This window comes from Actinokineospora pegani (genome assembly GCF_009745975.1).
Taxonomy (GTDB): Bacteria; Actinomycetota; Actinomycetes; order Mycobacteriales; family Pseudonocardiaceae; genus Actinokineospora; species Actinokineospora pegani.
In genome coordinates this window covers 211,686-236,150 of the sequence record NZ_WHOL01000098.1, presented here as the reverse complement: position 1 = coordinate 236,150, position 24,465 = coordinate 211,686, and the positions used below count along the sequence as shown (strand labels likewise).

Sequence of the window (24,465 nt, the reverse complement as noted above, 5' to 3'; positions counted from 1 at the left end):
GCTTAGCTTCTCACCATGAGAGCGAAAGCGACCTGGCTGGCGGCGTGCACCCTGCTCCTGGCCGCGGGCTGCGCCGACACCCTCGACGGCAGGCCCGGACCCGCCCCGCTGCCCCCGCCGACCCGGGAAGCGATCGCCTGGGCCGACGCGATGTGCCCCACCCTGCACCGCCTGGACCGGGCGAAGAGCGCCTACGACGAGGTGGACCGCGGCATCGACTCCCGCCTCGTGCAGTACGACCTCGAACGCGTGCTCAGGAACGCGCCCTCGATCGACCGACTGGCGCCCCCGCTCAAGGCCCTCGCACCCGCTGGCCTGGCTGCCGCCGACCGGCTGACCGAGGAGGTCCTGACCTCGATCGATCAGGCCCTGCCGGAACTCAACCGCCTGGTGGGCGCGCCCGGCTCCCTGGCCGGGCTCACCTTCGAGGAGGTCGAGCGACGGGCCGCGGCGGCGGACAAGGTGCTCGACGGCATCCAGGCGGGCTCCGACGACCTGACCACGCTCACCGCCGAGGACCCCGCCGTCAAGGCGGCCCACGCCCGCGCCGAGGGCTGCGCCCCGCCGGACAGGACCCCGCCGCGGCAGCCCCGGGACGGCACCGACACCGCCGCCTGCGCGGCTGGCGCCTGCGAGGTCCTGATCCCCTCGGGCAAGTCCCAACTCCAGGTGGGCACGCACCAGTTCACCGCCACCGTCACCCCTGACGACGTCCGCTTCGTCGAGGAGTCCGACGGCGGGTCCAGCTCGCTGAGCACCGGCGCCGGGGGGACCCTCAAGTGGGCTGCCCCCGGCCAGTCGCTGACGGCGAAGGTCTCGTGGATCGGCGAGCAGGGCGCGGTCGTCGACTTCGCCACGGGCTGAGCGGGTCAGCGGGTCAGCGCGGCCCTGGCCAGGTCGAGCGCCAGCTCCGCGCTCAGGCCGAGCGCCCTGGCCTCCTCGGCGAAGCGGGCGGCGGCGTCGCGGCCCCTGGCCAAGACGTCGTCGCTGCCCGCGCCGACGAACGTGCCCGCGCGGCCCCTCGTCTCCAGCAGGCCCGCCGCCTCCAGCTCGCGGTAGGCCCTGGCGACGGTGTTGGCGGCCAGGCCCAGCTCGGCGGCCAGCGCCCGCACGGTCGGCAGCTTGGTCCCCACCGCCAGCTCTCCCGCGTTGACCCGGGCGGCCAGCCCGGCCCGGAGCTGCTCGTAGGGCGGGACCGGCGAACCCGGGTCGAGCGCGATCACGGCAGCGCCGCCACCATCGCGCCGATGCCCGCCGAGTGGTCGGGGTCCGGCGGCAGCGCGTCCAGCGGCCACCAGCGCAGGTCGAGCGACTCGTCGCTGCGCACGGCCAGGGCGTTCTCCGGGGCGCGCACGGCGAAGCGGACGTCGAAGTGGCGGGTCGGCACGCCCAGCGAGCAGGTGATGGGGTGCACGTCCACGTGCAGCGGGGTGGGGGCGATGGTCAGGCCGGGGATGCCGGACTCCTCGGTGGCCTCGCGCAGGGCGGCCCCGGCGAGCGTGGCGTCCTCCGGCTCGCAGTGCCCGCCCAGTTGCAGCCAGCGGCCCACGCGCGGGTGCAGGGTCAGCAGGACCGAGGACCCGGTGTTGTCCAGGACCAGCGCGGACGCGGTGATGTGCCCGGCCGCGCAGGCCCGCTCGCAGGCGTCCCCGCGGGCGGCGAGGAAGCCGAGGTAGGCCTGGCGCAGCGACTCCTGGCCCCGGTCGGCGGGCTTCCACGCGGTCAGGGTGTCGGCGGCGTCCTGGTGCAGGCTCACAGTTCGAGCAACCCCTCGTCGGTGCGCGGTTCGCGCGGGGCCAGCGGCTCGACCGGGTGGCCGACCGCCACCGCGCCGAGCGGTTCCCAGTCCTCGGGGAGGTCCAGCACCCGGCGCACGACGTCCGCGCAGAAGATCGTCGAGGATACCCAACACGAGCCGAGGTCCGCCGCGGCGAGGGCCACCAGCAGGCCCTGCACGGCCGCCCCGCCCGCCACGGTGAACATCACCCGCTCGGCCTCGGCCCGGCGCGCGTCGGGGTAGTCGTGGGCGCCCGCGCGGACCAGGAAGGGCAGCACGAGCTCGGTGGCGTGGTGCAGCAGGTCGCCGCGCGCCACCCGGCGGGCGACGCGCTCGTCATCCCAGCCGTCGGCGCGCAGGTCGGCCTCCCAGCGCTCGCGCATGGCGGCCAGCAGTTCGGCCCGCCTGGCGCGCACGTGGACGAACCGGACCGGCCGGGTGTGGTGCGGGGCGGGCGCGGTGAGCGCGGCGCCGACGGCCTGGCGCAGCGCCTCGGGGTCGACCGGCGCGCCGGTGAACCGGCGCAGCGACCGGCGCAGCAGCACCGCCTCGCGCCTGCCCTGGGCGATGGCCTCGGCGGTGCCCAGCCGGAACAGGTCGTTGTCCGCCCGGACCAGGTCCCGGGCCCGGCTGCCGTCGTCGCGCGGGTCCATGCCGCGCACGACCGCGACCGGCGTGCCGCCCAGCTTGCCCTTGACCAGGTCCGCCGCCGCGGCGACCTCGTCGGCCACGGCGATGGCGGTGACCACCAGCTCGTTGCCGTGCGCGTCGGTGCTGCCCGCGTACCGGTGCAGCACCGCCAGCCCGGCCGAGCCGATCGCCGCGTCGGTCTGCCCCACCCGCCACGCCCGGCCCATCGTGTCGGTGACGACCACGGCCACGGCCACGCCGAGCCGCTCGCGCAGCCCGGCCCGCAGGCCCTCGGCGGAGGCGTCCGGGTCCAGCGGCAGCAGCGCCACCTCGTCGCCCGCGACGTTGGAGGCGTCCACCCCGGAGGCGGCCTGCACGACCCCCAGCCGGTTCACCGTGATCAGCGTCGGCCCGGTGCGGGCGATGACCGACTCGGCCTCGCTCAGCACCAGCCGCCGCTTGGCCGCCTCGCGCCCGGCCGGGTCGGCGGGCACCCGCACCAGCCGGTCCTCCACTTTGGAGAACACCTTGCTGGTGACGACCACGACGTCGCCGTCGGCCAGCCACGGCGCCGCCTTGGCCAGCTCGCCCGCCAGGTCGTCGCCCGGCCGGAACTCCGGCAGCCCGTCGACCGGGAGGATCTCCAGGCCCGCCGGGGCGGCGTGCCCGCTCACCCGGGGAGCTCCACGCCCGCCAGGTCCAGCCCGGCGCGCACCATCTCGGCGGTGGCGTCCACATCGGACATCAGCAGCGGGATGGCGCGCACCGCCACGCCCTCGGCGTCGGCGGTGTCGCCGGTGTGCACGAGGAAGGCGTCCAGGATGCCCTTGTCCGTCAGCGCCCGGGACCCGTAGTGCCGGGCCACGGCCTGCGCGGAGGTCTCCAGCCCGATCGCGGCCAGGCAGGCGTCGGCCATGCCGCGCACCGGCTTGCCGCCGATGATCGGCGAGAAGCCGACGACCTGGGCCGCGGTCGACCGCAGCGCCTTGCGCAGTCCGGGCACCGACAGGATCGAGCCGATGCTGACCACCGGGTTCGACGGCGCGACGAGCACCACGTCCGCCGCGGCGATCGCGTCGAGCACACCGGGGCCCGCGCTCGCCTCGTCCGCGCCGACGGGCACGATCGACTGCGCCCTCGGCTCCGCGCGGTGCTTGATCCACCACTCCTGGAAGTGCACGGCCTTGCGCTCGCCGTCGGCCGGGTCGTCGATCACCACGTGCGTCTCGACCCGGTCGTCGGTCATCGGCAGCAGCCGCACCCCCGGCTGCCACCGGTCGCACAGCGCGGCGGTGATGTCGGACAGGTCGTAGCCCGCGCGCATCATCCGGCTGCGCACCAGGTGGGTGGCGATGTCGCGGTCGCCGAGGCCGAACCAGGAGCCGTCGGAGCCGTAGGCGGCCAGTTCGTCCCTGACCGCCCACGTCTCGCCCGTGCGGCCCCAGCCGCGCTCGTCGTCGATGCCGCCGCCGAGGGTGTACATGCAGGTGTCCAGGTCCGGGCAGATGCGCAGCCCGTGCAGCCAGATGTCGTCGGCGGTGTTCACCACCGCGGTGATCTCGTGCGGGTGGTCCTGGGGGGCCGGGCCGAGGGCGGGCAGGCCCAGCAGGTGCTTGACGCCGAGCAGGAAACGGGCGCCGCCGACGCCTCCGACGAGAACGACAACCTTCACGGTCGGCGATCCTTCCACGTCGGGGTGAGCCCCCTCCGGGTGAGGGGGTCAGCGCCAGAAGAAGAACAGGCCCTGGCCGATCGCCGCGGCGAAGTCGTCGCCGCCGACCGCGCCGTACAGCGAGATCACCACGTCCCAGAACACCGCGCCGACGCCGGGCAGGAACAGCACCGCCAGCAGCACCAGCGGCGCCCACATCCGCGCCTGCGCGCCGAACACCCTGGCCTCGTGCGACAGGTACGGCTCGATCGCGCCCCAGCCGTCGAGGCCGGGGACGGGCAGGATGTTGAGGACGAACGCGGCGAACTGCAGCAGCGCCAGGAACGACAGGCCCGCCAGCAGCGTGAGGTCCATGTCCGGGATGAGCGTCACGGCGGTCAGCAGCAGGATGCCGATCACCAGGTTCGACAGCGGCCCGGCCAGCGACACCCGCGAGGCCACCGCCCGCGACCGCAGCGCCGACTGGTTGATCCACACCGCGCCGCCGGGCAGCGGCAGCCCGCCGATGAGCAGGAACAGGATCGGCAGCAGCAGGCTCAGCACCGGGTCGGTGTAGCGGCGCGGGTCCAGGCTCAGGTAGCCCTTGTCCGGGATGGTCCAGTCACCGCCCTTGTACGCCACGATGGCGTGGCCGAACTCGTGCACGCACAGGGAGACCGCCCACCCGCCCAGGACGAGGAGGACCACCCCCGCCCGGGACACCGCGTCGCTGTCGATCGTCGTGAGGTAGCCCGCCACGACGGTCAGCGCGAGGAGGCCGAGGAACACGGGCGAGGGTCGAACCGCGGATCTGTGCACCCCTCCAGTGTGGCAAGGCTCGCGGTTTGCCAGCCCGCGGGAGTGGGAAAGTGGGACATGTCTCCGCTGTGCCCGAACGTGTACACCGCGCTCATATCCCATCACCCGGCCGTGGCCCGCGCTTGACCCGCCGCCGGGACACGGGTGTAATCACATCGATGTCATTCGCCATGGGGGCCGGGCGCGTGGCATCCGCCAGCCCGGGGAGTGCCAAGGCGAGGAGACGGGCGAATCGCATGACGGGAACGCAGGGACTGACTGACGGGGGTCGTGTCATGGAGTGGGGGGAGCGTCCCGCCGACGAGCTGGAGGCTCTCGCGGGACTCCTTGACGAATCCGAGGAGCAGGAGTGGCAGGAGCGCGCCCTCTGCGCGCAGACTGACCCGGAGGCGTTCTTCCCGGAGAAGGGCGGGTCCACCCGGGAGGCCAAGCGCATCTGCCTCGGCTGTGAGGTGCGCTCCGAGTGCCTGGAGTACGCCCTCGCCCACGACGAGCGCTTCGGCATCTGGGGCGGGCTGTCCGAGCGCGAGCGCCGCAAGCTCAAGAAGCGCGTCGTCTGAGCAGTTCCCCCGAGCACCGCTGGGAACGCGTTTCCACCCTTCGGGATCGAGACCAAACAGTGCCGTGCGCTGACACGCGCTCACGCGCCGCCGCGTCGTACGGTGTGCCGGTCAGATCCGAGGTGAGGGAGGACGCGCGATGACGGCGCGGTCGCGCCCGGCGCCGGTCCTGCGGACCGCCCCCGTGCTCGCGGTGCTGGTGTGCCACGACGGGGCGCAGTGGCTGCGGGTGGCGCTGTCGGCGCTGCGGCACTCCACACCGAGACCGCGGCACGTGATCGCCGTCGACACCGGCTCCACCGACGAGACCGCCGAGATGCTCGCCGCGGCCGCCGAGGGCGAGGACAGGGTCCTCGATGGAGTGATCACCCTCGACCGGCGGGCCGGTTACCCCACCGCCGTGCACGCCGCCGTCGACCACGCCGTGCAGCGCTGGGGCGACCCCGGCGGGTGGATCTGGCTGCTGCACGACGACTCCGCGCCCGACCCGGACTGCCTGTCCACCCTGCTGCTGGCCGCCGAGCTGTCGCCGTCGGCCGCCGTGCTCGGCCCGCTCGCGGTGGACTGGCACGACCCGCGGCTGGTCGTCGAGGCGGGACTGTCCACCGACGCCTCCGGGCACCGGCAGACCGGCGTGGGTCCGTCCGAACTGGACTGGGACCGGCTCGGCCGGGGCGGCGACCGCCGGTTCGACCAGAGCACCGAGGTGCTCGGCGTGTCCTCGGCCGGGATGCTGGTGCGCCGCGACGCGTGGGAGTCCCTCGGCGGGTTCGACCGCGCGTTCACCGTGCTGCGCGAGGACATCGACTTCGGCTGGCGGGTCAACCGCTCCGGCCGCGTGGTGCTGTGCGTGCCGTCCGCGCGCATCCGGCACGCCCGCGCCATCGGCACCGGCCGCCGGGTGCTCGACGCGCACCCCGTGGCACTGGGCTCGTCGGCGCGCGCGGTCGACCGCGGGCACGGCATGCGCGCGTTCCTGGTCAACTGCTCGGTCGTCTCGTTCGTGCTCGGCGTCCCCCGCCTGGTCGTGCTGGCGCTGCTGCGGGCGCTCGGCTCCGCGCTGCAACGGCGGGGGGCCGACGCGCGCGCCGAGTTGACCGCGCTGAGCTACCTGGTGACCGGCCACGCCGAACTGCTCCAGGCCCGCGCCCAGCGCGCGGAGTCGGCGGGCGGGGGCAGCGTCCGCGGGTTGTTCACCAGCCGCTTCACCCGGCTGCGCAACGCCGCGCGCGGCGCGCTGTCGGCCATGGTCCGCCGCCGCGTCCAGGCCGACGCCGCGCTCGGCCGCCTGCCCAGCGACTACGCCCCCGACGCGGTCTGGCTGGCCCCCGGCACGGCGCGCCCCCAGACCGGGCCGGAGGCGCTGCCCGCGGGCGTGCAGGGCCGCCGGCCCAGGCGCCCGGCGGGCCTGCGCCGCCCGGCCCCGGCCATCGCCGTGCGGCTCCCCGAGCCGATCCCGGTCGACGGACCCAGGCCCGCCCCCGCGCCCCGGCCCTCGCCGGTCCCGCGCGACGGCAGCGGCCCGGAACCCGCCCCGGACCTGGTGCTCGTGCCGGTCGACCGGGGCCGGGTGCTGCGCCAGATCCTGCTGGCCCCGCCGCTGCTGCTGCTCATCGGCCTCGCCGCCCTCGCCCTCGTGGTCAACTCCGGCAGGCTGGGCCTGGACCTGGCGGGCGGCAGGCTGCTGCCGGTGGGCGGCCTCGGCCAGACCTGGGCGGGGTACGTCGGCTCCTGGCACGGCGTCGCGGGCGGCACGGCGGCCCCCGCGCCCGCCGCGCTGGCCGTGCTCGGGCTGCTCGGGGCGCTGCTGGCCCCGCTCGGCGGGGTGCAGGCCGCGGTCGCGCTCCTGCTGTTGGCCGACATCCCGCTGGCGGGCCTGAGCGCCTACCTGGCCACCCGCCGGGCCCCCGTGCGCCGCTGGGTGCGGGCCCTGCTCGCCATCGGCTACGCCCTGCTGCCCACCGGCGCGGCGGCCGTGGCCCAGGGCAGGCTCGACGTCGTCGTCGTGCACGTCCTGCTGCCCGTCGTCAGCGCCGGGATCACCGCGCTGCTGGTGCGGCGGCGGACCGGCGCCGGTCCGACGGCCTGGCTGTCGACCGCCGCGGGCACCGCGCTGGGCCTGGCGGTCATCGGGGCGTTCTCCCCGCTGACGCACCTGGTGCTGGTCGTGGTCGCGCTGGGCGGGTTCGTCGCCGTGCCCGGCGCGGGCAGGCGGCGCGGGGCGGCCCTGTTCCTGCTGGTCCTGATGCCGCTGGCGCTGCTGCTGCCGTGGCCCGCGGTGGTGATCCAGCACCCCGGCGTGGTCCTGCACGGCGTCGGCGCCCGGGTCGACACGCCTGCCGCGTCGTTCTGGGACGTCCTGTCGCTGCACGCGGGCGGGCCGGGGGCCTGGCCGGTGGTCGGGCTCGTCGTGGTCGCCGCCGTGGTCCTGGGCGTGGCGCTGCGGCCGGGCCGGGCGGTGCTGCCCGGGCTGGGCTTCGCGTTCGTCGGCGTCCTGGCGCTGCTGCTGGTGCGGGTGGCCCCGGCGACCGCGCTGGGTGCCGACACCGCCACCCACGCCTGGGCGGGCGCGCCACTGCTGGTCGTCGGGTGGGGCCTGGTCTGGACGCTGACCGGGGTGCTGCGCACGGGCACGGCCGGACTGCGCCTGCCGTCGTCGCCGGTGGTCGTGCGCGTCGTGACCGGCGTCGGCCTCGCGGGCCTGGTGGCCCTGGCCCTCGGCCCGGTCCTGGCCCCCGCGGGCCCACTGCGCGCGGACGGCGGCATGACCCTGTCGCCCACCCTCACCGCCGAACTCGCCAACACCCGCCGCGCCGTCCTCATCATGGCCGCCGACGGCGCCCCCACCCGCCAGACCACCGCCCGCCTCCCCAGGTTCGCCGACGACGACCTGGCCCCGACCCCCTCGGCGCCCCCGCGCCTGGCCGCCCTGGACCGCGACCTCCGCTCCCCTGAGCCCGGCACGGTCCGCAGCGCGGCGGCCCAGGCCGCCGCCTCGGGTGTCCTGTTCGTCGTCGCCCCGGACCACCCCGCGGCCGACCTCCTGCGGGACCGCGCGGGCCAACTGGTCGCCGACGCCCCACCCACCAGCACCGGCCGCCCCGTGTTCCGCCTGCTGCCGCCCTCGGGCTCGGCCTACCTGCTGCCCCCGGACCAGGCGCGCGGCGCGCTGCTCGGCACCCTGCCACCACCGCTGGTCGACAACCCGGCCCTGGTCCCGGTCGACGCCGCCGCCCCCTCGGTGGCCATCCGCGTGTCAGACGGCCCCCAGGGCCGCCTCCTGGTCCTGGCCGCCGAAGAGGAACCAGGCTGGACCGCGACCATCGACGGCCGCCCCACCGGCATCAACCGAGCCTGGTCGGGCCAGGTGGCGGTCACCCTGCCGACCCGAGCAGCGGAGATCCGCGTAGAGCAGCCAACCGCCCTGCGCGGAGTGCTCCTGCTGGTCCAGGGCGCCGTCCTCCTGTTCACCCTGCTGACAGCCATCCCCGGCAGACGAAAGACCCCTTAGCCCCCAGAAAGAGCGCACCCCACCCACCCAAATCTCCCAGCGCCGTTCCCAGCCAACGGCTGGATCGGGTGGTTCTGTGTGGTTGGGGGAGGCGATCATGTGCAAGCCTCGGGAGGGCGTGAGGGTGCCTTTCCCCTCACTTTTTGCCCTCACGCACATGATCGTCGTAGGGGTCCCCGGCCACACGGAACCACCCGATCCAGCACCCCCCACAGGCACCCGTGAAACCTAACCCTCCCCATCGATCACACCGGGGTCCAACCCCAGATAGGCCGCGACCTGCTCCACCAACACGTCATGGACCAGATCCGCCAGATCCGCGCCGTCCTTGGCCCGAGCCTCCAACGGCCGCCGGTACAGGACGATCCGAGCCCGAGTCGGCTGCCCCCTCCGGTCGACCCCCGCCGAGACCAGCCGCGCCAGCGGCACCCCGCCATCAGCCAGGACACCCTCCGGGGCAGGGCTGTCCGGAACCTCGGGGACGTCATCCACAGCCACGTCCAGCTTGGTCAACTCGGTGCGCCACCGCGCCTCGATGGGCTCGAGGGCGTCGAGGACCAGGGTGTCGAACTTCTCCGCGCGCGTGGCGGCCGCGGGCAGGGTCGACGGGTAGAGCGGCCCGCGCAGCCCCCGGCCGTGGCGGTCGCGGGTCGCTCGGCGGGGGTGGCGGCGCGGGGTGCGGGGGCTGACCACCGGGCCAGCGTACTGGGCCTGTGATGCACCGGATGGCGGGCTTGGGGCGTGTCGCGGGTGCTCTTGCGGTGCGCGGCACGGGGGACGCGCTATCGTCACCGGTTGTGCGGAGCGTGCGTCGGTGTTCACGAACCGGGTGTCTCAACCCGGCCGTCGCCACGCTGACTTACGCCTACGCCGAGTCGACCGCCGTCGTCGGTCCGCTGGCCACCTACTCCGAGCCGCACAGCTACGACCTGTGCGAGGACCACGCGGTGCGGCTGACCGTGCCCCGCGGCTGGGAGGTCGTGCGCCACGACGGGTCCTTCGCCCTGCCGGAGCCCTCGGTCGACGACCTCACCGCGCTGGCCGAGGCCGTGCGGGAGGCGGGCCGGGCCGACCGGCCCGCGGAGCAGACCGACCCCGGCCAGCCCGGCGGCGGGCGGCGGGGCCACCTGCGGGTGCTGCCCGACCCGGTCAACGACTGACCCCCGCCGGTAGGCTGCCGGGCGGAGCCCAACCGTCGACCACCGTCGACCACCGACCCTGGGGAGAACCCGTGCGCGACCTGTCCGGCGTCTTCAAGGCCTACGACATCCGCGGCGTCGTCGGCGAGCAGGTGGACGCCGACCTCGTGCGGGCCACCGGCTCGGCGTTCGCCCGCCTGGTCGGCGGACCCACCGTGGTCGTCGGGCACGACATGCGCGACTCCTCGCCCGGCCTGGCCGCCGCGTTCGCCGACGGGGTCAACGCCGAGGGCGTCGACGTGATCAGCATCGGCCTGGCCAGCACCGACATGCTCTACTTCGCCTCCGGCAGCCTGGACGTGCCCGGCGCGATGTTCACCGCCAGCCACAACCCGGCCAAGTACAACGGGATCAAGCTCTGCCGCGCGGGCGCCGCCCCGGTCGGGCAGGACACCGGCCTGGACACCATGCGCGCCGAGATCGAGGCCGAGACCCCGGTCAGGCACACCGGCGCGCCCGGCTCGGTCGAGACCCGCGACCTGCTCTCCGGCTACGCCGAGCACCTGCGCACCCTGGTCGACCTGACCGGCATCCGCCCGCTCAAGGTCGTGGTCGACGCGGGCAACGGCATGGGCGGCCACACCGTCCCGGTGGTCCTCGACGGCCTGCCGCTCGAGGTGACGCCGATGTACTACGAGCTCGACGGCACCTTCCCCAACCACGAGGCCAACCCGCTGGACCCGGCCAACATCGTCGACCTGCAGGCCAAGGTGCGCGAGGTCGGCGCGGACATCGGCCTGGCCTTCGACGGCGACGCCGACCGCTGCTTCGTCGTCGACGAGAACGGCGACCCGGTCTCGCCGAGCGCGATCACCGCCCTGGTCGCGGTGCGCGAGCTGGCCAAGGCCCCGGGCGGCACGGTGATCCACAACCTGATCACCTCCAACGCGGTGCCCGAGATCGTCCGCGAGCACGGCGGCACCCCGGTGCGCACCCGGGTCGGCCACTCGTTCATCAAGCAGGAGATGGCCGCCACCGGCGCGATCTTCGGCGGCGAGCACTCCGCGCACTACTACTTCCGGGACTTCTGGAAGGCCGACACCGGCATGCTCGCCTCCATGCACGTGCTGGCCGCGCTCGGCGAGCAGGACCGCCCGCTGTCGGAGCTGACCCGCGAGTACAACCGCTACGCCGCGTCCGGGGAGATCAACTCCACCGTCGACGACCAGACCGGGCGGCTGGCCGCGATCAAGGCCGAGTTCGGCGCCCGCGACGGCGTGCAACTCGACGAGCTCGACGGCCTGACCGTGCGGCTGCCCGGCGGCGCCTGGTTCAACCTGCGCGCCTCCAACACCGAGCCGCTGCTGCGGCTCAACGTCGAGGCGGCCGACGACTCCGCCGTCGCCGCGCTGCGCGACGAGGTGCTGGCGGTCGTGCGGGCCTGACCGGCCCGCGAGCACCGAACTCGCACCCGCGCCCCGCGACACCTCGCCCCCGGAGGAGGAACCCATGGCAGTCACCCTCGACCCGCAGTTGCTGGAGATCCTCGCGTGCCCGTCCGCCGACCACGCCCCGCTGGCGGTCGGCACCCCCGACGACCCCGGGGCCGACGCCCTGACCTGCACCGAGTGCGGCCGGGTGTTCCGCGTCGAGGACGGTGTGCCGGTGCTGCTGCTCGACGAGGCCACCGAGCCCGGCGAGCCGACGGAACCCTGATGACCTCCATCCCCGACGACACCCTCCTCGACGACGCCGCCCGGCTGCGCGACGCCGACCCCGACGGCCTGCTGCGCGCGGTCGCCGGGGCGGGCGCGCAGGTCCGCGCCACCATCGAGGCCGCGCGCGAGGCGGGCGTCGACCGGCTGGAGGGCCTGCGCCCCCGCGCCCTGGTGCTGATCACCCGCCCCGGCCTGGCCCCGGGCGTGGCGCGGCTGCTGGCCGCCATGCTGCACCCGGGCTGCCCCGTGCCGGTCGTGCTGACCGACGAGGTGCCCGGCTGGGTCGGGCCGCTGGACGTGGTCATCGCGCACACCGACGACCCGGGCGACCGGGTGCTGGCCGAGGGCGTCGACCGGGCCGGGCGCCGGGGCACGTCCGTCGTGCTCACCGCCCCGCCGGACGGACCGGTCGCCGCCGCGGCCGCCGGGTCCGCGCTGCTGGTCGCGCCGCGGCTGCCGGTGCGCCCCGGGTTCGGGTTCTTCACCGCCTACGCCGCGGGCCTGCTGGCGCTGGTCGCCCTCGGCCTGCTGCGCGCCGACGTGGCGGGCCTGGCCGACGAGCTCGACCGCGAGGCCGAGCGCGCCCACCCCGACCACGAGTCCTTCGTCAACCCGGCCAAGGCGCTGGCCCTGCGGCTGGCCGAGCACACCCCGCTGCTGTGGGGGCTCGACCCGGTGGCCACCGCTGTCGCCGGGCACGCCGCGCAGGCCCTGTCCACCCACACCGACCTGGTGTGCGACGTGGCCGACTACCCGCAGGCGATGAGCCGGACCGCGCTGCACCGGGCGGCGGTGCGCGCCACCTCCGGCGGCGACATCTTCGCCGACCCCGACGACTTCGGCGGCCCGGCGGCGACCCCGCCGCGGGCGGTGCTGCTGTCGGTGCGCGAGGTCCCCGGGGACCAGGTGCGCCGGATGTCGGCGCAGACGCTGCCCGGCGTCGACGTGCTCAGCCCGGCCGAGGAGATCACCGCGGACGAGCCCACCCGGGCGGCGGTGCTGGCCCTGCGCTTCGAGCTCGCCGCCCTGTACCTGGGGCTGGCGGCCGGGACGGCGGGCGGTGCCGGGTGGTACGCGCCTGCGACGGCGTAGCGCGTAGGTGGTGCGGCGCCGGGCGGGCGCCGGGCCGGTTCGATGGGAGTTGAGGGTCAGTGGAGCTGTTGCGCAACGCCGTGCGCCCCTACGCGTGGGGTTCGCGCACCACGCTCGCTGAGCTGCTGGGCAAGCCCTCGCCCGCGCCGCACCCCGAGGCCGAGCTGTGGATGGGCGCGCACCCCGGAGACCCGTCCCGGGTGGTCGACGCGTCCGGTGTGGAGCGGTCGCTGCTGGCGCGCATCGACGCCGACCCGGTCGCCGAGCTGGGCGGGGACACCGCGGCCAGGTGGGGCAACCGGCTGCCGTTCCTGCTCAAGATCCTCGCCGTGGAGGAGCCGCTGAGCCTGCAGGCGCACCCGTCGGCCGCGCAGGCCGCCGAGGGGCACGCGCGCGAGGAGCGGGCGGGCATCGCCCGGGACGCGGCCACCCGCAACTACCCGGACCCCACGGCCAAGCCCGAGCTGGTCTGCGCGCTCACCGAGTTCCACGCCCTGGCCGGGTTCCGCGACCCGCACCGCACGCTGGCCCTGCTGGAGGCGGTCAGCACGCCCGGCCTGTCCCCGTACGCGGAGCTGCTGGCCAACCAGCCCGACTCCGGCGGCCTGCGCGCGCTGTTCACCATGTGGATCACGCTGCCGCAGACCGCGCTGGCCGCGCTGCTGCCCGACCTGTTCGACGCGTGCGTGCGCCACGTCAAGGACCACGGCGAGTTCACCACCGAGTGCCGCACCGTGCTGGAGCTGGGGGAGAGCTACCCCGGCGACGCGGGCGTGCTGGCCGCGCTGCTGCTCAACCGGCTGGTGCTCAGCCCCGGGGAGGCCATCTACCTGCCCGCCGGGAACCTGCACGCCTACCTGCGCGGCACCGGCGTGGAGATCCTGGCCAACTCCGACAACATCCTGCGCGGCGGGCTGACCCCCAAGCACGTCGACGTGCCCGAGCTGCTGCGCGTGCTCGACTTCGGCTGCGGGGACATGCCGGTCACCGCGGGCGAGCGGCGCGGCCGCTGGCAGGTCTACCGGACCGGCGCGCCGGAGTTCGAGCTGGCCAGGGCGCAGTGGGACGGCGCCGAGCGCGACGAGGTCGTACTGGGGGGTGCGGGCGCGCCCAGGGTGGTGCTGTGCTGCGCGGGCTCGGTCCTGCTGCGCGACGGGGAGCGCGAGCTGCGCCTGGGGCCGGGCCGCTCGGCGTGGGCCCCGGCCTCGGACCCGGACCTCGTGCTGGTCCCGGAGGCCGCCGACACCCAGGTCTTCGTCGCGACCGTGGGCGCCGACGCGGCCTCGCACGACGCGCTCTGACCGCGTCCCCTAGGCTGCCACCCCGTCGGACACCGCGTCTCGACCATCGGACCAGGGAGCCACCGTGTCAGCAGGGGGAAGCACCAAGGCGATCCTCGCCGCGCTCTTCGCCAACGGCGGGATCGCCATTGCCAAGTTCGTCGGATTCCTCATCACGGGTTCGTCGTCGATGCTGGCCGAGTCCGTGCACTCGGTGGCCGACACCTCCAACCAGGGCCTGCTGCTGCTCGGTCAGAAGACCTCGCTGCGCAAGGCGAACAAGGAGCACCCGTTCGGCTACGGCCGCGACCGGTACTTCTACTCGTTCATCGTCGCCCTGATGCTGTTCAGCCTGGGCTCGGTGTTCGCCCTCTACGAGGGCATCCACAAGCTGTCCGAGCCGGAGGCGCTGACCTCGCCGATCGTGGCGGTGGTCATCCTGGTGGTCGCCATCGGCCTGGAGTGCTACTCGTTCCACACCGCGATCGTGGAGTCGAGGAAGGTCAAGGGCGACGCCACCTGGTGGGGCTTCATCCGCCAGTCGCGCACCCCGGAGCTGCCGGTCGTGCTGCTCGAGGACGCGGGCGCGCTGTTCGGCCTGGTGCTCGCGCTGCTGGGCGTCGGCCTGACCGTGATCACCGATGACCCGGTGTTCGACGCCCTGGGCACCGTGTCCATCGGCGTGCTGCTCGGTGTCATCGCGGTCATCCTGATCATCGAGATGAAGTCGCTGCTGATCGGCGAGGGCGCCACCGACGTCGAGCTGTCCACGATCGAGGACGAGCTGGCGACCGGCAAGGTCGAGCGCATCATCCACATCCGCACCCAGTACATCGGCCCGGACGAGCTGCTGATCGCCGCCAAGATCGCGCTGCGGCCGAACTTGTCGATGGAGGACGTGGCCCAGGCCATCAACGACGCCGAGGTCCGGGTGCGCACCGCCGTGCCCGCCGCCCGGCTGATCTACCTGGAGCCCGACCTCTACCGCGACAAGCTCGCCACCCCGCCCGCCGAGGTCTGACGGAGCAGGGCGCGGGGGCCCGGCGCTGGCCCCCGCGCCCGGACAACTCCCACCGGCTGCCGCACTTCCGGCGAACTACCCACCACGGGGGTAGCCTCGCGTGGTTCTGCGCAGCCGACGCCGAGGGGAGGTGGACCGTGCCGCGAAGCGGCCTGTTCCGCACGAAGTCCATCGAGCAGTCCATCGCCGAGACCGACGAGCCCGACACCAGGCTCCGCCGCAACCTGTCCACATGGGACCTGACGGTCTTCGGTGTCGCCGTGGTCATCGGGGCGGGCATCTTCACCCTGACCGCGCGCACGGCGGGCGACTACTCCGGGCCCTCGGTGTCGATCGCGTTCGTCATCGCCGCGGTGGCCTGCGCGCTGGCGGCGCTGTGCTACGCCGAGTTCGCCTCCACCGTCCCGGTCGCGGGCAGCGCGTACACGTTCTCCTTCGCCACCTTCGGCGAGTTCGTCGCCTGGATCATCGGCTGGGACCTGATCCTGGAGCTCGCGGTCGGCTCCGCCGCGGTGGCCAAGGGCTGGTCGACCTACCTGAACACGGTGCTGGGGTACCTGTTCGGGTTCGACCCCGCCAGCACCACCGCGACGGTGGTCGACCTCGGGTTCGTCGAGGCCGACTGGGGCGCGCTGGTGCTGGTGACCACGCTGGTGGCGCTGCTGGCGGTGGGCACCAAGCTGTCCTCGCGGGTGAGCATGGTGATCACCGCGATCAAGGTCGCCATCGTGCTGTTCGTGATCGTGCTCGGCCTGTTCTACGTCAAGGCGGCCAACTACACCCCGTTCATCCCGGAGCCGGGCTCGGGCCCGGCCGTGGCGACCGGCGTCGACCAGTCGCTGCTGTCGTTCCTGACCGGCAGCGAGGGCAGCTCGTTCGGCGTCCTGGGGCTGCTGGCGGGCGCGTCGCTGGTGTTCTTCGCGTTCATCGGGTTCGACATCGTCGCGACCACCGCCGAGGAGACCAAGAACCCGCAGAAGTCGGTGCCGCGCGGCATCTTCGCCTCGCTGTCGATCGTCACCGTGCTCTACGTCGCGGTCTCGCTGGTCGTGGTCGGCATGGTCAACTACACCGAGCTGTCCACCACCAACCCCGACGGCACCGAGAGCAAGAAGACGCTGGCGACGGCGTTCTCCGCCAACGGCATCGACTGGGCGGCGCAGGTCATCTCGATCGGCGCGCTGGCGGGTCTGACGACCGTGGTGATGGTGCTGATGCTGGGCCAGATCCGCATCATCTTCGCGATGTCCCGCGACGGGCTGCTGCCCCGCAAGCTGGCCAAGACCAACGCCAACGGCATCCCGGCCCGCGCGACCCTGGTCGTCGGCGGCCTGATCGCCGTGGCCGCGACCTTCTTCTCCGCGGACAAGCTGGAGGAGATGGTCAACGTCGGCACGCTGTTCGCCTTCATCCTGGTCTCGGCCGGTGTGGTCGTGCTGCGCAGGACCCGGCCGGACCTGCCGCGCGCCTTCCGCGTGCCCGCGGTGAAGTGGGTGGCGGGCCTGGCGATCGCCGCCTGCCTGTGGCTGATGCTGAACCTGACCGTGCTCACCTGGGTCCGGTTCGTGATCTGGATGGCCCTGGGCGTGCTGATCTACTTCGTCTACAGCAGGCGGCGCTCCGTGCTGGAGGACAAGGCAGGCGACCCGGTGGACAAGAGCTAGTGGCTCGGCTCGAACGTTCGCCGTGTATGGGCGGGTCGAGACGGGGTGAACGTTCTGGGCCGGGCCACTAGCATCCGGTCCGTGCCGCTGCTCTGCCTGGACGTCGGGTCCACCTGGACCAAGGGCGCCCTCGTCTCGGACGGGGGCGCCCTGCTGCGCACCGCCCAGCACGCGACGACCCCGCCGGAGGTGCTGCGCGGCATCGACGCGGTGGCGGGGGAGCTGGGGGCCCGGCCGTCGCTGGTGTGCTCGTCGGCGGGCGGTGGGCTGCGGTTGGCCGTTGTCGGGCAGGAGCGGCTGGTCAGCGCGGAGGCCGGGCGGCGGGTGGCGCTGTCGGCGGGGGCGAAGGTCGTGCACGTCGCCGCCGGGGACCTCGACGGGGCGGGCGTGCGGGAGCTGCGCGCGAGCGAGCCCGACGTCGTGCTCCTGGTCGGCGGGACCGACGGCGGCGACCGCAGGACCCTGCTGCACAACGCGCGCAGGCTGGGCGCGGCCAGGGTGCGGTTCCCGATCGTGCTGGCGGGCAACGCCGACGCGCGCGCCGAGGCGCACGGGCTGCTGGCGGGCCGCACGGTCGTCGCGACCGACAACGTCCTGCCCGACATCGGGGAACTCGAGCCCGGCCCGGCGCGCGCCGCCATCCGCGAGGTGTTCCTGCGCCACGTCATCGGCGGCAAGGGCCTCTCGCGCGGGCGCCGCTTCCGCGACCTGGTCCGCGCGGTCACCCCGGACGCGGTGCTGACCGGGGTGTCGCTGCTGGCCTCCGCCACCGCCGACACCGGCGCGGTCCTCGTCGTCGACGTCGGCGGCGCGACGACGGACGTGTACTCCGCCGCCCCCACCGCCGACGCGCCCACCGGCGCCGTCGCCCTCCCGGCCGACCGCCGCACCGTCGAGGGCGACCTGGGCGTGCGCTGGTCCGCCCCCGGCGTCGTCGCCGAGGCCACCACCGCGCGGCTGGTCGAACCCGACCCGGCCCTGTCCGCCGCCGCCGACCACCGCGCCACCGCCGTCGCGGACGTCCCGGGCACCCCCGCCGAGGCCGCCACCGACCTGCGCCTGGCCACCCTCGCCGCCCGCCTCGCCATCCGCCGCCACCTCGAGGCGGTGGGCTCATCCTTCGGACCGCTCGGCCTCGGCCTCGTGGTCCTCTCCGGCGGCGCGTTCCGCCACGCCAAGTCGCTCGACGACGTCGAGCACGCCCTGCGCGACGACCCGGCCCTGCGCCCCCTGCTGCGCACGGCCCGCCTCGCAGTCGACCGCCACCACGTCCTGGCCCCGGCCGGACTGCTGACCGCGGCAGGCCACCCCGGGGCAGCCACCCACCTGATCACGAGCGAGCTGACATGAAGACCATCGAACTCCCCGCAGGCGGCACGATCCGCGGCCGCCCCATCGCCACCACCCCCACCCCACCCCCCACCTTCGGCGTCTACCTCGTCCCACACCCCACCTACCCGTGGCCACACACAAACCTGATCTGGCCCGACTTCCGCACCCCGCGCTCCACCCCGGACACCCTGACCGCGCTGAAAGACCTCAACACCCGCGCCAAGTCAGGCGAACTGGTCGAGATCGCCTGCCGAGGCGGCATCGGCCGCACGGGCACCGCCATCGCCGCCCTGGCCGTACTCGACGGCCTGACCCCGACCGAGGCGTTCCGCTGGACCCGCGCGACCTACCACCCCCGAGCGATCGAAACGCCCTGGCAGCGCTGGTGGCTCAAGAAAGTCCGCTGAGCGCGATCGCCCCTCCGCGACACCACACCCCGCGACACCTCTGGTCTGCCATGGAGTTCTCGGACGGTGGTTAGTTGGGTTTCAGGCTGCTGTTTTGGTGTGGTGGTAGTGGTTTTCGGCTCATGTGATCGGCGGTGGTCCAACCGATGACTTTTCGGGTGGCGCAGTCGATGACGGTCGCCAGGTACAATCACCCCTGCCCTGTCGGGATGTAGGTGATGTCACCGACGAGTTTGTGCCCCGGGCGATCGGCTGTGAAATCGCGGCCGATCAGATCCGGCACGGCGTGGACGTCCGGCGCCCGCACGGTCGTGACCTGCCTCGGTCGGGGCCCGACCGGGACCAGGCCCAGCTCGCGCATCAGCGCCCGCACCAACTCGGGGCCCGTGTGGACGCCCTTGCCAGGGCGGCGTGGACCCGGCGGTAGCCGTAGGTGCGGCGGGACTCGGCGAACACCACCCCGATCTCGTCGTTCAACGATTCTCGCCGTTCTGCGGTCGCCGAACTCACTCGCACATCGACGTCACCGGATACGCGCCCTTCTCGCCGTCGATGAACTCGTAGATCTCGGTCACCGATAGTCGAGGGCGAAGAAAGCCGCGGCCTTTCCCAGGAACTCGTTCTTCGTCCTCAGCTCCTGATTCTCCCGCTCCAGTTCCCGCAAGCGGGCCCGCTCGTCCAAACCCAACGGGGCGGCGTCCTCGGGGGTGCTTTTCCGGTGCGCCTCGACCCTGTTCCGCAACGTCTGCTCGACCAGCCCCAACTGGCGGGCGGCCTCTGGGGGCGTCCCGAGATCCATTCTACCGGCTTAGCCCGAAGGAGACCCCCAAGTCGATCTTGCCTGTGGACAACTTCCAGACAACCCCCAAAACCTACGTGGCAACCGTGCCCTCGTCCCCAGCGATGTCAGCCTTCGGCTGTGCCCGCTCATCCTTGACGTCCTTATCCTGCAAGGCCTCCTCCTTCGGCGAGCCAGCCGGACGCGGCGGCCACGCCAGGTCCCCGCGCTCGGAGGCGTCCGGGTTCAGGCCCGCCGCCATCGCCACCGCGCGGTCCCACTCCGGGTCCGCCGGGTAGTCGCCGTGGGCGAGGGTGCCCGGGGTCCACCGCCGTCCGGGGAGCGGGGTGGCCATCGGGTCGGGCACGAAGTGGTCGCCGCCCAGCACCAGTGCGCCGTGCGGGCTGCGCGCGGCGGCGGTCAGCGGTCCCTCGGTGCCATCGGGGCGGTAGCCGGTCCCCAGCAGGCCCCCGTCGTAGACCTGCCGGGCCCAGGTCGTCACCGCGCCGCCGATGGGGTCGGTGCCCCGGCACACCGAGCGCCAGCGGCCGTTGAGCGCGCCGAACAGGTTCAGCAGGCTCGGGTGCGACACGATCGACGGGAACGCCCTCGGGTAGGCCCACTGGAGCTGGGACCCGGCGGTCACGACGCCGATGCGCTCGACGTCTCGCTGCGGCAGCACGGCCAGCAGCCGCGACGCGGTCACCGCGACGAGGAGGCTGCCCTGGCTGTGGCCGGTCAGCACGACCCGGGTGCCGGGGTCCTTGAGGTGCTCGACGACCCGCGCGGTCAGCTCCGGCACCACCTTGAGCGCGTAGCAGGGCGGCACCGCCGGGTGCGCGTCGCGCGGCCAGAACGACGCCAGGTCGGCGATGACCCCCAGCTTGCGGCCCGCGGCGGGCTGGCGGGCGGCGTTGTACACCGCGCGCAGCAGCATCCCGGCCAGCGCGCCCAGCGCCAGCACCCCGAACGCGGAGAGCGCGTCGGCCCACCACGGCGAGGTGAAGCCGGTCAGCCGCAGCGAGGTCGCGCCCGCCGCGCCCGCGGTCAGCACCGATGACACGACCAGCACCACCCGGTGCAGGTTGCGCCGCTGCCACCCGGCGATCCGCCACGCCCGCACCGCGTCGGCGGGGCGGTCGGGGTGCAGCAGGCCCGCCTCGGCGTAGCCGGACCCGCGCAGCAGCCGGACCCCGGCGACCACGCCGAGCACCGCGCCGACTACGACGCCCAGCGCCGCCGCCGCGCCCCACAGCAGCGCCACCGGCTCGTAGCCCGCGGGCAGCCGGGTGCCGGTGCCGATCAGTTGACCGACCGCGATCGCCAGACCCGCGCCGAAGCCGCCGCCGAGCAGCACACCGAACGACAGCACCGGGGCGGCCATCCAGCCGCCCGCCCACGGGCGCTGCTCGCGCGGCCGCGCGGCCCAGTACGCCCGGCGGCCGATGAGCGCCAACGGCAGCAGCACCACGCCGAAGAGCACGACGACGCCGCACAGCAGCGCCACGACCACCTCGACCGTCGGCCCGGTCCCCGCCACCTCCACGGCCAGCGGGGTGGTCAGCCCCGCGGTCGCCAGCAGCACCACCGCCAGGCCGAGCAGGACCCTGCGGACCAGCGGGGAGAACGCCCTGCGCACCGCGTCGTCCAGCGACGAGCCGCCCGCCCCGCGCGGGTCGTCGAGCAGCAGCGCGGCCAGCAGGCACAGCCCCGCCAGCCCCAGCGCCGCGAACCACAGCACCCGCGCCAGCAGGTCCTCCGGCACCTCGACCGGCCCGCCGAGCACCAGCACCGACACCGAGGCCAGCCCGACCACCAGGTGCAGCAGGCGCAGCGACGGGGTGTCCGGGTCGGCCACGAGCCTGCGCCCCGGCAGGTCCTCGCGGACCACCTGGCGCACCCGCTGGTCCGGCGCCCAGCGCACGCGGGAGATCCGGTGCAGGACGAACACCGCGGCCAGCACCGGCAGCAGTCCCACCGCCTGCCGGAACGGGTAGGCCGCGCGCGCCCGCTCCGGCACCCACGACAGGCAGTCCACCCCCGGCGCGAGGCACTGCACGGCGACGAGGTCGAGGGTCACCACCGCCAGTTGCGTCACCAGCAGCGCCGTCAGCAGCAGGGCGGCCACCCGCACCAACGCCCTGGCGGTGGCCAGCAGCGGCGTCCCCACCCGGTGCCCGGCGGGCACCGGCGGCAGCATCCAGTGCGCCATGTTGGCCAGCGAGAACGGGAACAGCAGCGCCCACGCCGCCTTGGCCCAGCCGCCGGAGGTCATCGCCCCCCACAGGTAGCCCTCGACCACGCGCGGCACCGACCGGCCCTCGGCGCGCAGCACCGGGCCGGGGGCCGGGCGCTGCAGGCGGTCGGCCGGGCGGACCAGCCGCCCGACACCGTCGCCCGCGACGTCCACCGCGGCGACAGCGGTGACCAGGGAGGCCGCGTCGGTGCCCATGACCCCGTGCACCCGCAGCTCGACGACCCGCGTCTCGGTTCCGGGCAGCAGCACGGTCCTCCCAGGGTGCGGGCGTGCCGACCGGGTCGGGCACGCTGTGCGTCCGTGGTCCGAAGCGGAGTAGGGGTGGGCTCAACCGTTTCGGCTGATCGCCCGCCGACGCGGCAACGGTAGTGTCTTGTCCGAGTCGAAGTCTGGAGGATTCACCCGATGACCGCAGAAGACACGCGGACCGAATCCGGGGCGAGGTTTGCGCAGACCCGCAACGGTATTGATTTCGCGGTCGCCGACCTGTCCCTGGCCGAGTTCGGCCGCAAGGAGATCCGGCTGGCCGAGCACGAGATGCCGGGCCTGATGGCCCTGCGTCGCGAGTACGCGGAGGTCTACCCGCTCAAGGGCGCGCGGATCTCCGGTTCACTCCACATGACGGTGCAGACCGCCGTCCTGATCGAGACCCTGGTCTCCCTCGGCGCCGAGGTGCGCTGGTGCTCGTGCAACATCTTCTCCACCCAGGACCACGCCGCGGCGGCGGTCGTGGTCGGCAAGCACGGCACGCCGGAGGAGCCCAAGGGCGTCCCGGTGTACGCGTGGAAGGGCGAGACCCTCCCCGAGTACTGGTGGGCCACCGAGAAGATGATGACCTGGCCGGACGGCCAGGGTCCCAACATGATCCTCGACGACGGTGGCGACGCCACCCTGCTGGTCCACAAGGGCAAGCAGTACGAGCAGGCCGGGGTGGTGCCCAACGCCGAGGACAACGACCCCGAGGAGTGGGTCATCATCCTCGAGACGCTGCGCGCCTCGCTCGCGCAGTCCTCGGACAAGTGGACCAAGATCGCCGACGGCATCCGCGGCGTCACCGAGGAGACCACCACCGGCGTGCTGCGGCTCTACCAGCTCGCCGCCGCCGGTGAGCTGCTCTTCCCGGCGATCAACGTCAACGACTCGGTCACCAAGTCGAAGTTCGACAACCGCTACGGCATCCGCCACTCGCTCGTCGACGGCATCAACCGCGGCACCGACGTCCTCATCGGCGGCAAGGTCGCGCTCGTCTGCGGCTACGGCGACGTGGGCAAGGGCTCGGCGGAGTCGCTGCGCGCGCAGGGCGCCCGGGTGATCGTCACCGAGATCGACCCGATCTGCGCCCTGCAGGCGGCGATGGACGGATACGAGGTCAAGCGCCTCGAGGACGTCGTCGGCATCGCCGACATCGTGATCACCACCACGGGCAACAAGGACGTGGTGATGGCCGAGCACATGGCGCAGATGAAGCACCAGGCGATCCTGGGCAACGTCGGCCACTTCGACAACGAGCTGGACATGGCGGGCCTGGCCCGCTACCCCGGCATCCAGCGGATCAACATCAAGCCGCAGGTCGACGAGTGGGTGTTCCCGGACGGGCACTCGATCATCGTGCTGTCCGAGGGCCGCCTGATGAACCTGGGCAACGCCACCGGCCACCCCTCGTTCGTCATGTCGAACTCCTTCTCCAACCAGGTGATCGCCCAGGTCGAGCTGTTCACCAAGCACGAGGAGTACGACAAGGAGGTCTACCGCCTCCCGAAGAAGCTCGACGAGAAGGTGGCCCGCATCCACCTCGAGGCGCTCGGCGGCGTGCTCACCCAGCTCTCCAAGGAGCAGGCCGAGTACATCGACGTCGACGTCGAGGGCCCGTACAAGTCGGAGCACTACCGCTACTGACGAGCACTGATCACGACTCCTCTGCCCCGGCACGCAACCCGCGTGCCGGGGCAGACGTCTGTCAGGGTGTGCCCACCAGCGGGGTGTAACGCCTGGGGGCACCGGAACGATCTAGAAAAGTTCTGGCGCGCGCAGGGGGCGCGTCAGGCCGGTGAGCCGCCCCGGGGTGGGTTAGGGGGTGGCGCGGCTGTCGGAGGGGAGGGGAGACCCCTCTGACAGCCGCACTGCCCCCGGTCCCTCGGTAGGGTCTTGGCCCGTGGGTCGACTCATCGTGATCGAGGGCGTGGACGGCGCGGGCAAGCGCACCACCGCCGACAAGCTCACCGCCGCCTTCGAGGCCAGGGGCGCGACGGTGGCCACCCTCGCCTTCCCCCGCTACGAGGTGTCGGCCGAGGCCCAGCTCATCCGAGACGCCCTCTACGGCAAAGCAGGCCCCTTGGCCGACGACGTGTACGGCATGGGCGCCCTCTACGCCCTGGACCGCCACGGCGCCCGAGACGACCTCCTAGCGGCCCTGACCACCCACGACGTCCTCCTGCTGGACCGCTACATAGCCTCCAACGCCGCCTACGGCTCCGCCCGCCTCCACCAGTCGGCCCCCGGCGAGTTCACCGACTGGGTCCTGGCCATGGAGATCGACCGCTACGACCTGCCGGTACCCCACCGCCACCTCCTGCTGAGCGTCCCCACGGAACTGGCCGCCGAGCGAGCCAAGGGCCGAGCCACCACCGAGCCGGGCCGCCCCCGCGACAACTGGGAGTCCGACACCCCCCTGCAAGCCCGGGTGTCGACCGCCTACACCCAACTTGCCCGAACCTCCTGGCTCTCCCCTTGGACCACCCTCCCCGGCGACGCCCCCACCGACATAGACGCCCTAGCCGCAAGCCTCTTGGCCTAGCCCCCCGCTCTTGCCCCTGCCCCCGTGGCAGCGCA

Annotated in this window: 23 protein-coding genes; 14 read left to right on the top strand and 9 right to left on the bottom strand. The window is 74.0% G+C overall.

The window, feature by feature from the left end; all coding sequences use genetic code 11:
* The first annotated feature begins 15 nt into the window (after nt 1–15).
* On the top strand, nt 16–864 hold the full coding sequence (locus GCL84_RS18395; RefSeq protein WP_156756718.1) for a hypothetical protein: 849 nt from the start codon (nt 16–18) through the stop codon (nt 862–864).
* 5 nt (nt 865–869) lie between these two features.
* Here the strand turns inward: GCL84_RS18395 and GCL84_RS18390 are convergent, their stop codons facing one another.
* The 5 genes from GCL84_RS18390 to GCL84_RS18370 are packed head-to-tail and all read right to left on the bottom strand — an operon-like array spanning nt 870 to nt 4,877.
* Nucleotides 870–1,223 (bottom strand): GntR family transcriptional regulator, encoded by a 354-nt coding sequence (locus GCL84_RS18390; protein ID WP_156756717.1) that lies wholly within the window; start codon nt 1,221–1,223, stop codon nt 870–872.
* Nucleotides 1,220–1,756: an NUDIX hydrolase gene (locus GCL84_RS18385; protein WP_156756716.1), complete on the bottom strand. Its 537-nt coding sequence runs from the start codon at nt 1,754–1,756 to the stop codon at nt 1,220–1,222. Before GCL84_RS18385 ends, GCL84_RS18390 begins: the two co-directional genes overlap by 4 nt.
* Nucleotides 1,753–3,081, bottom strand: a complete 1,329-nt coding sequence (locus GCL84_RS18380; protein WP_156756715.1) for a coenzyme F420-0:L-glutamate ligase — start codon at nt 3,079–3,081, stop codon at nt 1,753–1,755. The genes GCL84_RS18385 and GCL84_RS18380 overlap by 4 nt, the downstream gene beginning before the upstream one ends.
* Nucleotides 3,078–4,079, bottom strand: coding sequence for a 2-phospho-L-lactate transferase (gene cofD, locus GCL84_RS18375; protein ID WP_156756714.1), 1,002 nt, complete (start codon nt 4,077–4,079; stop codon nt 3,078–3,080). Before cofD ends, GCL84_RS18380 begins: the two co-directional genes overlap by 4 nt.
* A 48-nt stretch (nt 4,080–4,127) precedes the next feature.
* Nucleotides 4,128–4,877 (bottom strand): site-2 protease family protein, encoded by a 750-nt coding sequence (locus GCL84_RS18370; RefSeq protein ID WP_156756713.1) that lies wholly within the window; start codon nt 4,875–4,877, stop codon nt 4,128–4,130.
* A gap of 236 nt (nt 4,878–5,113) precedes the next feature.
* Between GCL84_RS18370 and GCL84_RS18365 the strand changes: the two genes are divergently transcribed.
* Together GCL84_RS18365 and GCL84_RS18360 are read left to right on the top strand one after the other, a co-directional pair.
* Nucleotides 5,114–5,437, top strand: coding sequence for a WhiB family transcriptional regulator (locus GCL84_RS18365; RefSeq protein WP_156756712.1), 324 nt, complete (start codon nt 5,114–5,116; stop codon nt 5,435–5,437).
* Nucleotides 5,438–5,576: 139 nt separating this feature from the next.
* Entirely contained in the window at nt 5,577–8,948 is a 3,372-nt protein-coding gene (locus GCL84_RS18360) for a glycosyltransferase family 2 protein (RefSeq protein ID WP_156756711.1), read from the top strand.
* A 228-nt stretch (nt 8,949–9,176) separates the two neighbouring features.
* Here the strand turns inward: GCL84_RS18360 and GCL84_RS18355 are convergent, their stop codons facing one another.
* Complete coding sequence (locus GCL84_RS18355) at nt 9,177–9,641, bottom strand: metallopeptidase family protein (protein WP_156756710.1); 465 nt, start codon at nt 9,639–9,641, stop codon at nt 9,177–9,179.
* 104 nt (nt 9,642–9,745) lie between these two features.
* Here GCL84_RS18355 and GCL84_RS18350 point away from each other — a divergent pair, with 104 nt between their 5' ends.
* The 9 genes from GCL84_RS18350 (at nt 9,746) to GCL84_RS18310 (ending at nt 18,601) form a co-directional block, all read left to right on the top strand.
* Nucleotides 9,746–10,108, top strand: a complete 363-nt coding sequence (locus tag GCL84_RS18350) for a DUF3499 domain-containing protein (protein ID WP_197523337.1) — start codon at nt 9,746–9,748, stop codon at nt 10,106–10,108.
* Nucleotides 10,109–10,179: 71 nt separating this feature from the next.
* The gene (locus GCL84_RS18345; protein WP_156756708.1) at nt 10,180–11,532 is read left to right on the top strand and encodes a phosphomannomutase/phosphoglucomutase; all 1,353 of its coding nucleotides are present in this window, start codon (nt 10,180–10,182) and stop codon (nt 11,530–11,532) included.
* Nucleotides 11,533–11,596: 64 nt separating this feature from the next.
* Nucleotides 11,597–11,803, top strand: coding sequence for a Trm112 family protein (locus GCL84_RS18340; protein ID WP_156756707.1), 207 nt, complete (start codon nt 11,597–11,599; stop codon nt 11,801–11,803).
* On the top strand, nt 11,803–12,897 hold the full coding sequence (locus GCL84_RS18335) for an SIS domain-containing protein (RefSeq protein ID WP_156756706.1): 1,095 nt from the start codon (nt 11,803–11,805) through the stop codon (nt 12,895–12,897). Before GCL84_RS18340 ends, GCL84_RS18335 begins: the two co-directional genes overlap by 1 nt.
* A 59-nt stretch (nt 12,898–12,956) precedes the next feature.
* Entirely contained in the window at nt 12,957–14,198 is a 1,242-nt protein-coding gene (gene manA / locus GCL84_RS18330; RefSeq protein WP_156756705.1) for a mannose-6-phosphate isomerase, class I, read from the top strand.
* 64 nt (nt 14,199–14,262) lie between these two features.
* Nucleotides 14,263–15,198, top strand: a complete 936-nt coding sequence (locus GCL84_RS18325; protein WP_156756704.1) for a cation diffusion facilitator family transporter — start codon at nt 14,263–14,265, stop codon at nt 15,196–15,198.
* A 137-nt stretch (nt 15,199–15,335) separates the two neighbouring features.
* Nucleotides 15,336–16,862 carry an amino acid permease gene (locus tag GCL84_RS18320; RefSeq protein WP_156756703.1) on the top strand — a complete coding sequence of 509 codons (1,527 nt, stop codon included), beginning with the start codon at nt 15,336–15,338 and terminating at the stop codon, nt 16,860–16,862.
* 81 nt (nt 16,863–16,943) lie between these two features.
* Nucleotides 16,944–18,212, top strand: a complete 1,269-nt coding sequence (locus GCL84_RS18315; RefSeq protein ID WP_156756702.1) for a glutamate mutase L — start codon at nt 16,944–16,946, stop codon at nt 18,210–18,212.
* Nucleotides 18,209–18,601, top strand: coding sequence for a protein-tyrosine phosphatase family protein (locus GCL84_RS18310; RefSeq protein ID WP_156756701.1), 393 nt, complete (start codon nt 18,209–18,211; stop codon nt 18,599–18,601). Before GCL84_RS18315 ends, GCL84_RS18310 begins: the two co-directional genes overlap by 4 nt.
* 360 nt (nt 18,602–18,961) lie before the next feature.
* On the opposite strand, the gene GCL84_RS30830 is transcribed toward GCL84_RS18310, so the two are convergent.
* From GCL84_RS30830 to GCL84_RS18300, 3 genes are all read right to left on the bottom strand, one after another.
* Nucleotides 18,962–19,078: a transposase gene (locus GCL84_RS30830; RefSeq protein WP_197523336.1), complete on the bottom strand. Its 117-nt coding sequence runs from the start codon at nt 19,076–19,078 to the stop codon at nt 18,962–18,964.
* 94 nt (nt 19,079–19,172) lie between these two features.
* Nucleotides 19,173–19,400 (bottom strand): hypothetical protein, encoded by a 228-nt coding sequence (locus GCL84_RS18305; RefSeq protein WP_156756700.1) that lies wholly within the window; start codon nt 19,398–19,400, stop codon nt 19,173–19,175.
* A gap of 73 nt (nt 19,401–19,473) precedes the next feature.
* A complete protein-coding gene (locus GCL84_RS18300) occupies nt 19,474–21,831 on the bottom strand; it encodes a hypothetical protein (protein WP_407924408.1) in 2,358 nt (785 codons plus the stop codon).
* A 210-nt stretch (nt 21,832–22,041) separates the two neighbouring features.
* Here GCL84_RS18300 and ahcY point away from each other — a divergent pair, with 210 nt between their 5' ends.
* Together ahcY and GCL84_RS18290 are read left to right on the top strand one after the other, a co-directional pair.
* Complete coding sequence (gene ahcY / locus GCL84_RS18295) at nt 22,042–23,532, top strand: adenosylhomocysteinase (protein WP_156756699.1); 1,491 nt, start codon at nt 22,042–22,044, stop codon at nt 23,530–23,532.
* A 256-nt stretch (nt 23,533–23,788) separates the two neighbouring features.
* The gene (locus GCL84_RS18290) at nt 23,789–24,430 is read left to right on the top strand and encodes a dTMP kinase (RefSeq protein WP_235926397.1); all 642 of its coding nucleotides are present in this window, start codon (nt 23,789–23,791) and stop codon (nt 24,428–24,430) included.
* Nucleotides 24,431–24,465 lie beyond the last annotated feature (35 nt).

What these genes read in the sequence shown, in the direction of transcription:
- GCL84_RS18395 (WP_156756718.1), top strand. Translation starts at nt 16, where the DNA reads ATGAGAGCGAAAGCGACCTGGCTGGCGGCGTGCACCCTGCTCCTGGCC.
- GCL84_RS18365 (WP_156756712.1), top strand. Translation starts at nt 5,114, where the DNA reads ATGACGGGAACGCAGGGACTGACTGACGGGGGTCGTGTCATGGAGTGG.
- GCL84_RS18360 (WP_156756711.1), top strand. Translation starts at nt 5,577, where the DNA reads ATGACGGCGCGGTCGCGCCCGGCGCCGGTCCTGCGGACCGCCCCCGTG.
- GCL84_RS18340 (WP_156756707.1), top strand. Translation starts at nt 11,597, where the DNA reads ATGGCAGTCACCCTCGACCCGCAGTTGCTGGAGATCCTCGCGTGCCCG.
- GCL84_RS18335 (WP_156756706.1), top strand. Translation starts at nt 11,803, where the DNA reads ATGACCTCCATCCCCGACGACACCCTCCTCGACGACGCCGCCCGGCTG.
- GCL84_RS18310 (WP_156756701.1), top strand. Translation starts at nt 18,209, where the DNA reads ATGAAGACCATCGAACTCCCCGCAGGCGGCACGATCCGCGGCCGCCCC.
- GCL84_RS18305 (WP_156756700.1), bottom strand. Translation starts at nt 19,400, where the DNA reads ATGGATCTCGGGACGCCCCCAGAGGCCGCCCGCCAGTTGGGGCTGGTC.
- GCL84_RS18300 (WP_407924408.1), bottom strand. Translation starts at nt 21,831, where the DNA reads ATGGGCACCGACGCGGCCTCCCTGGTCACCGCTGTCGCCGCGGTGGAC.
- ahcY (WP_156756699.1), top strand. Translation starts at nt 22,042, where the DNA reads ATGACCGCAGAAGACACGCGGACCGAATCCGGGGCGAGGTTTGCGCAG.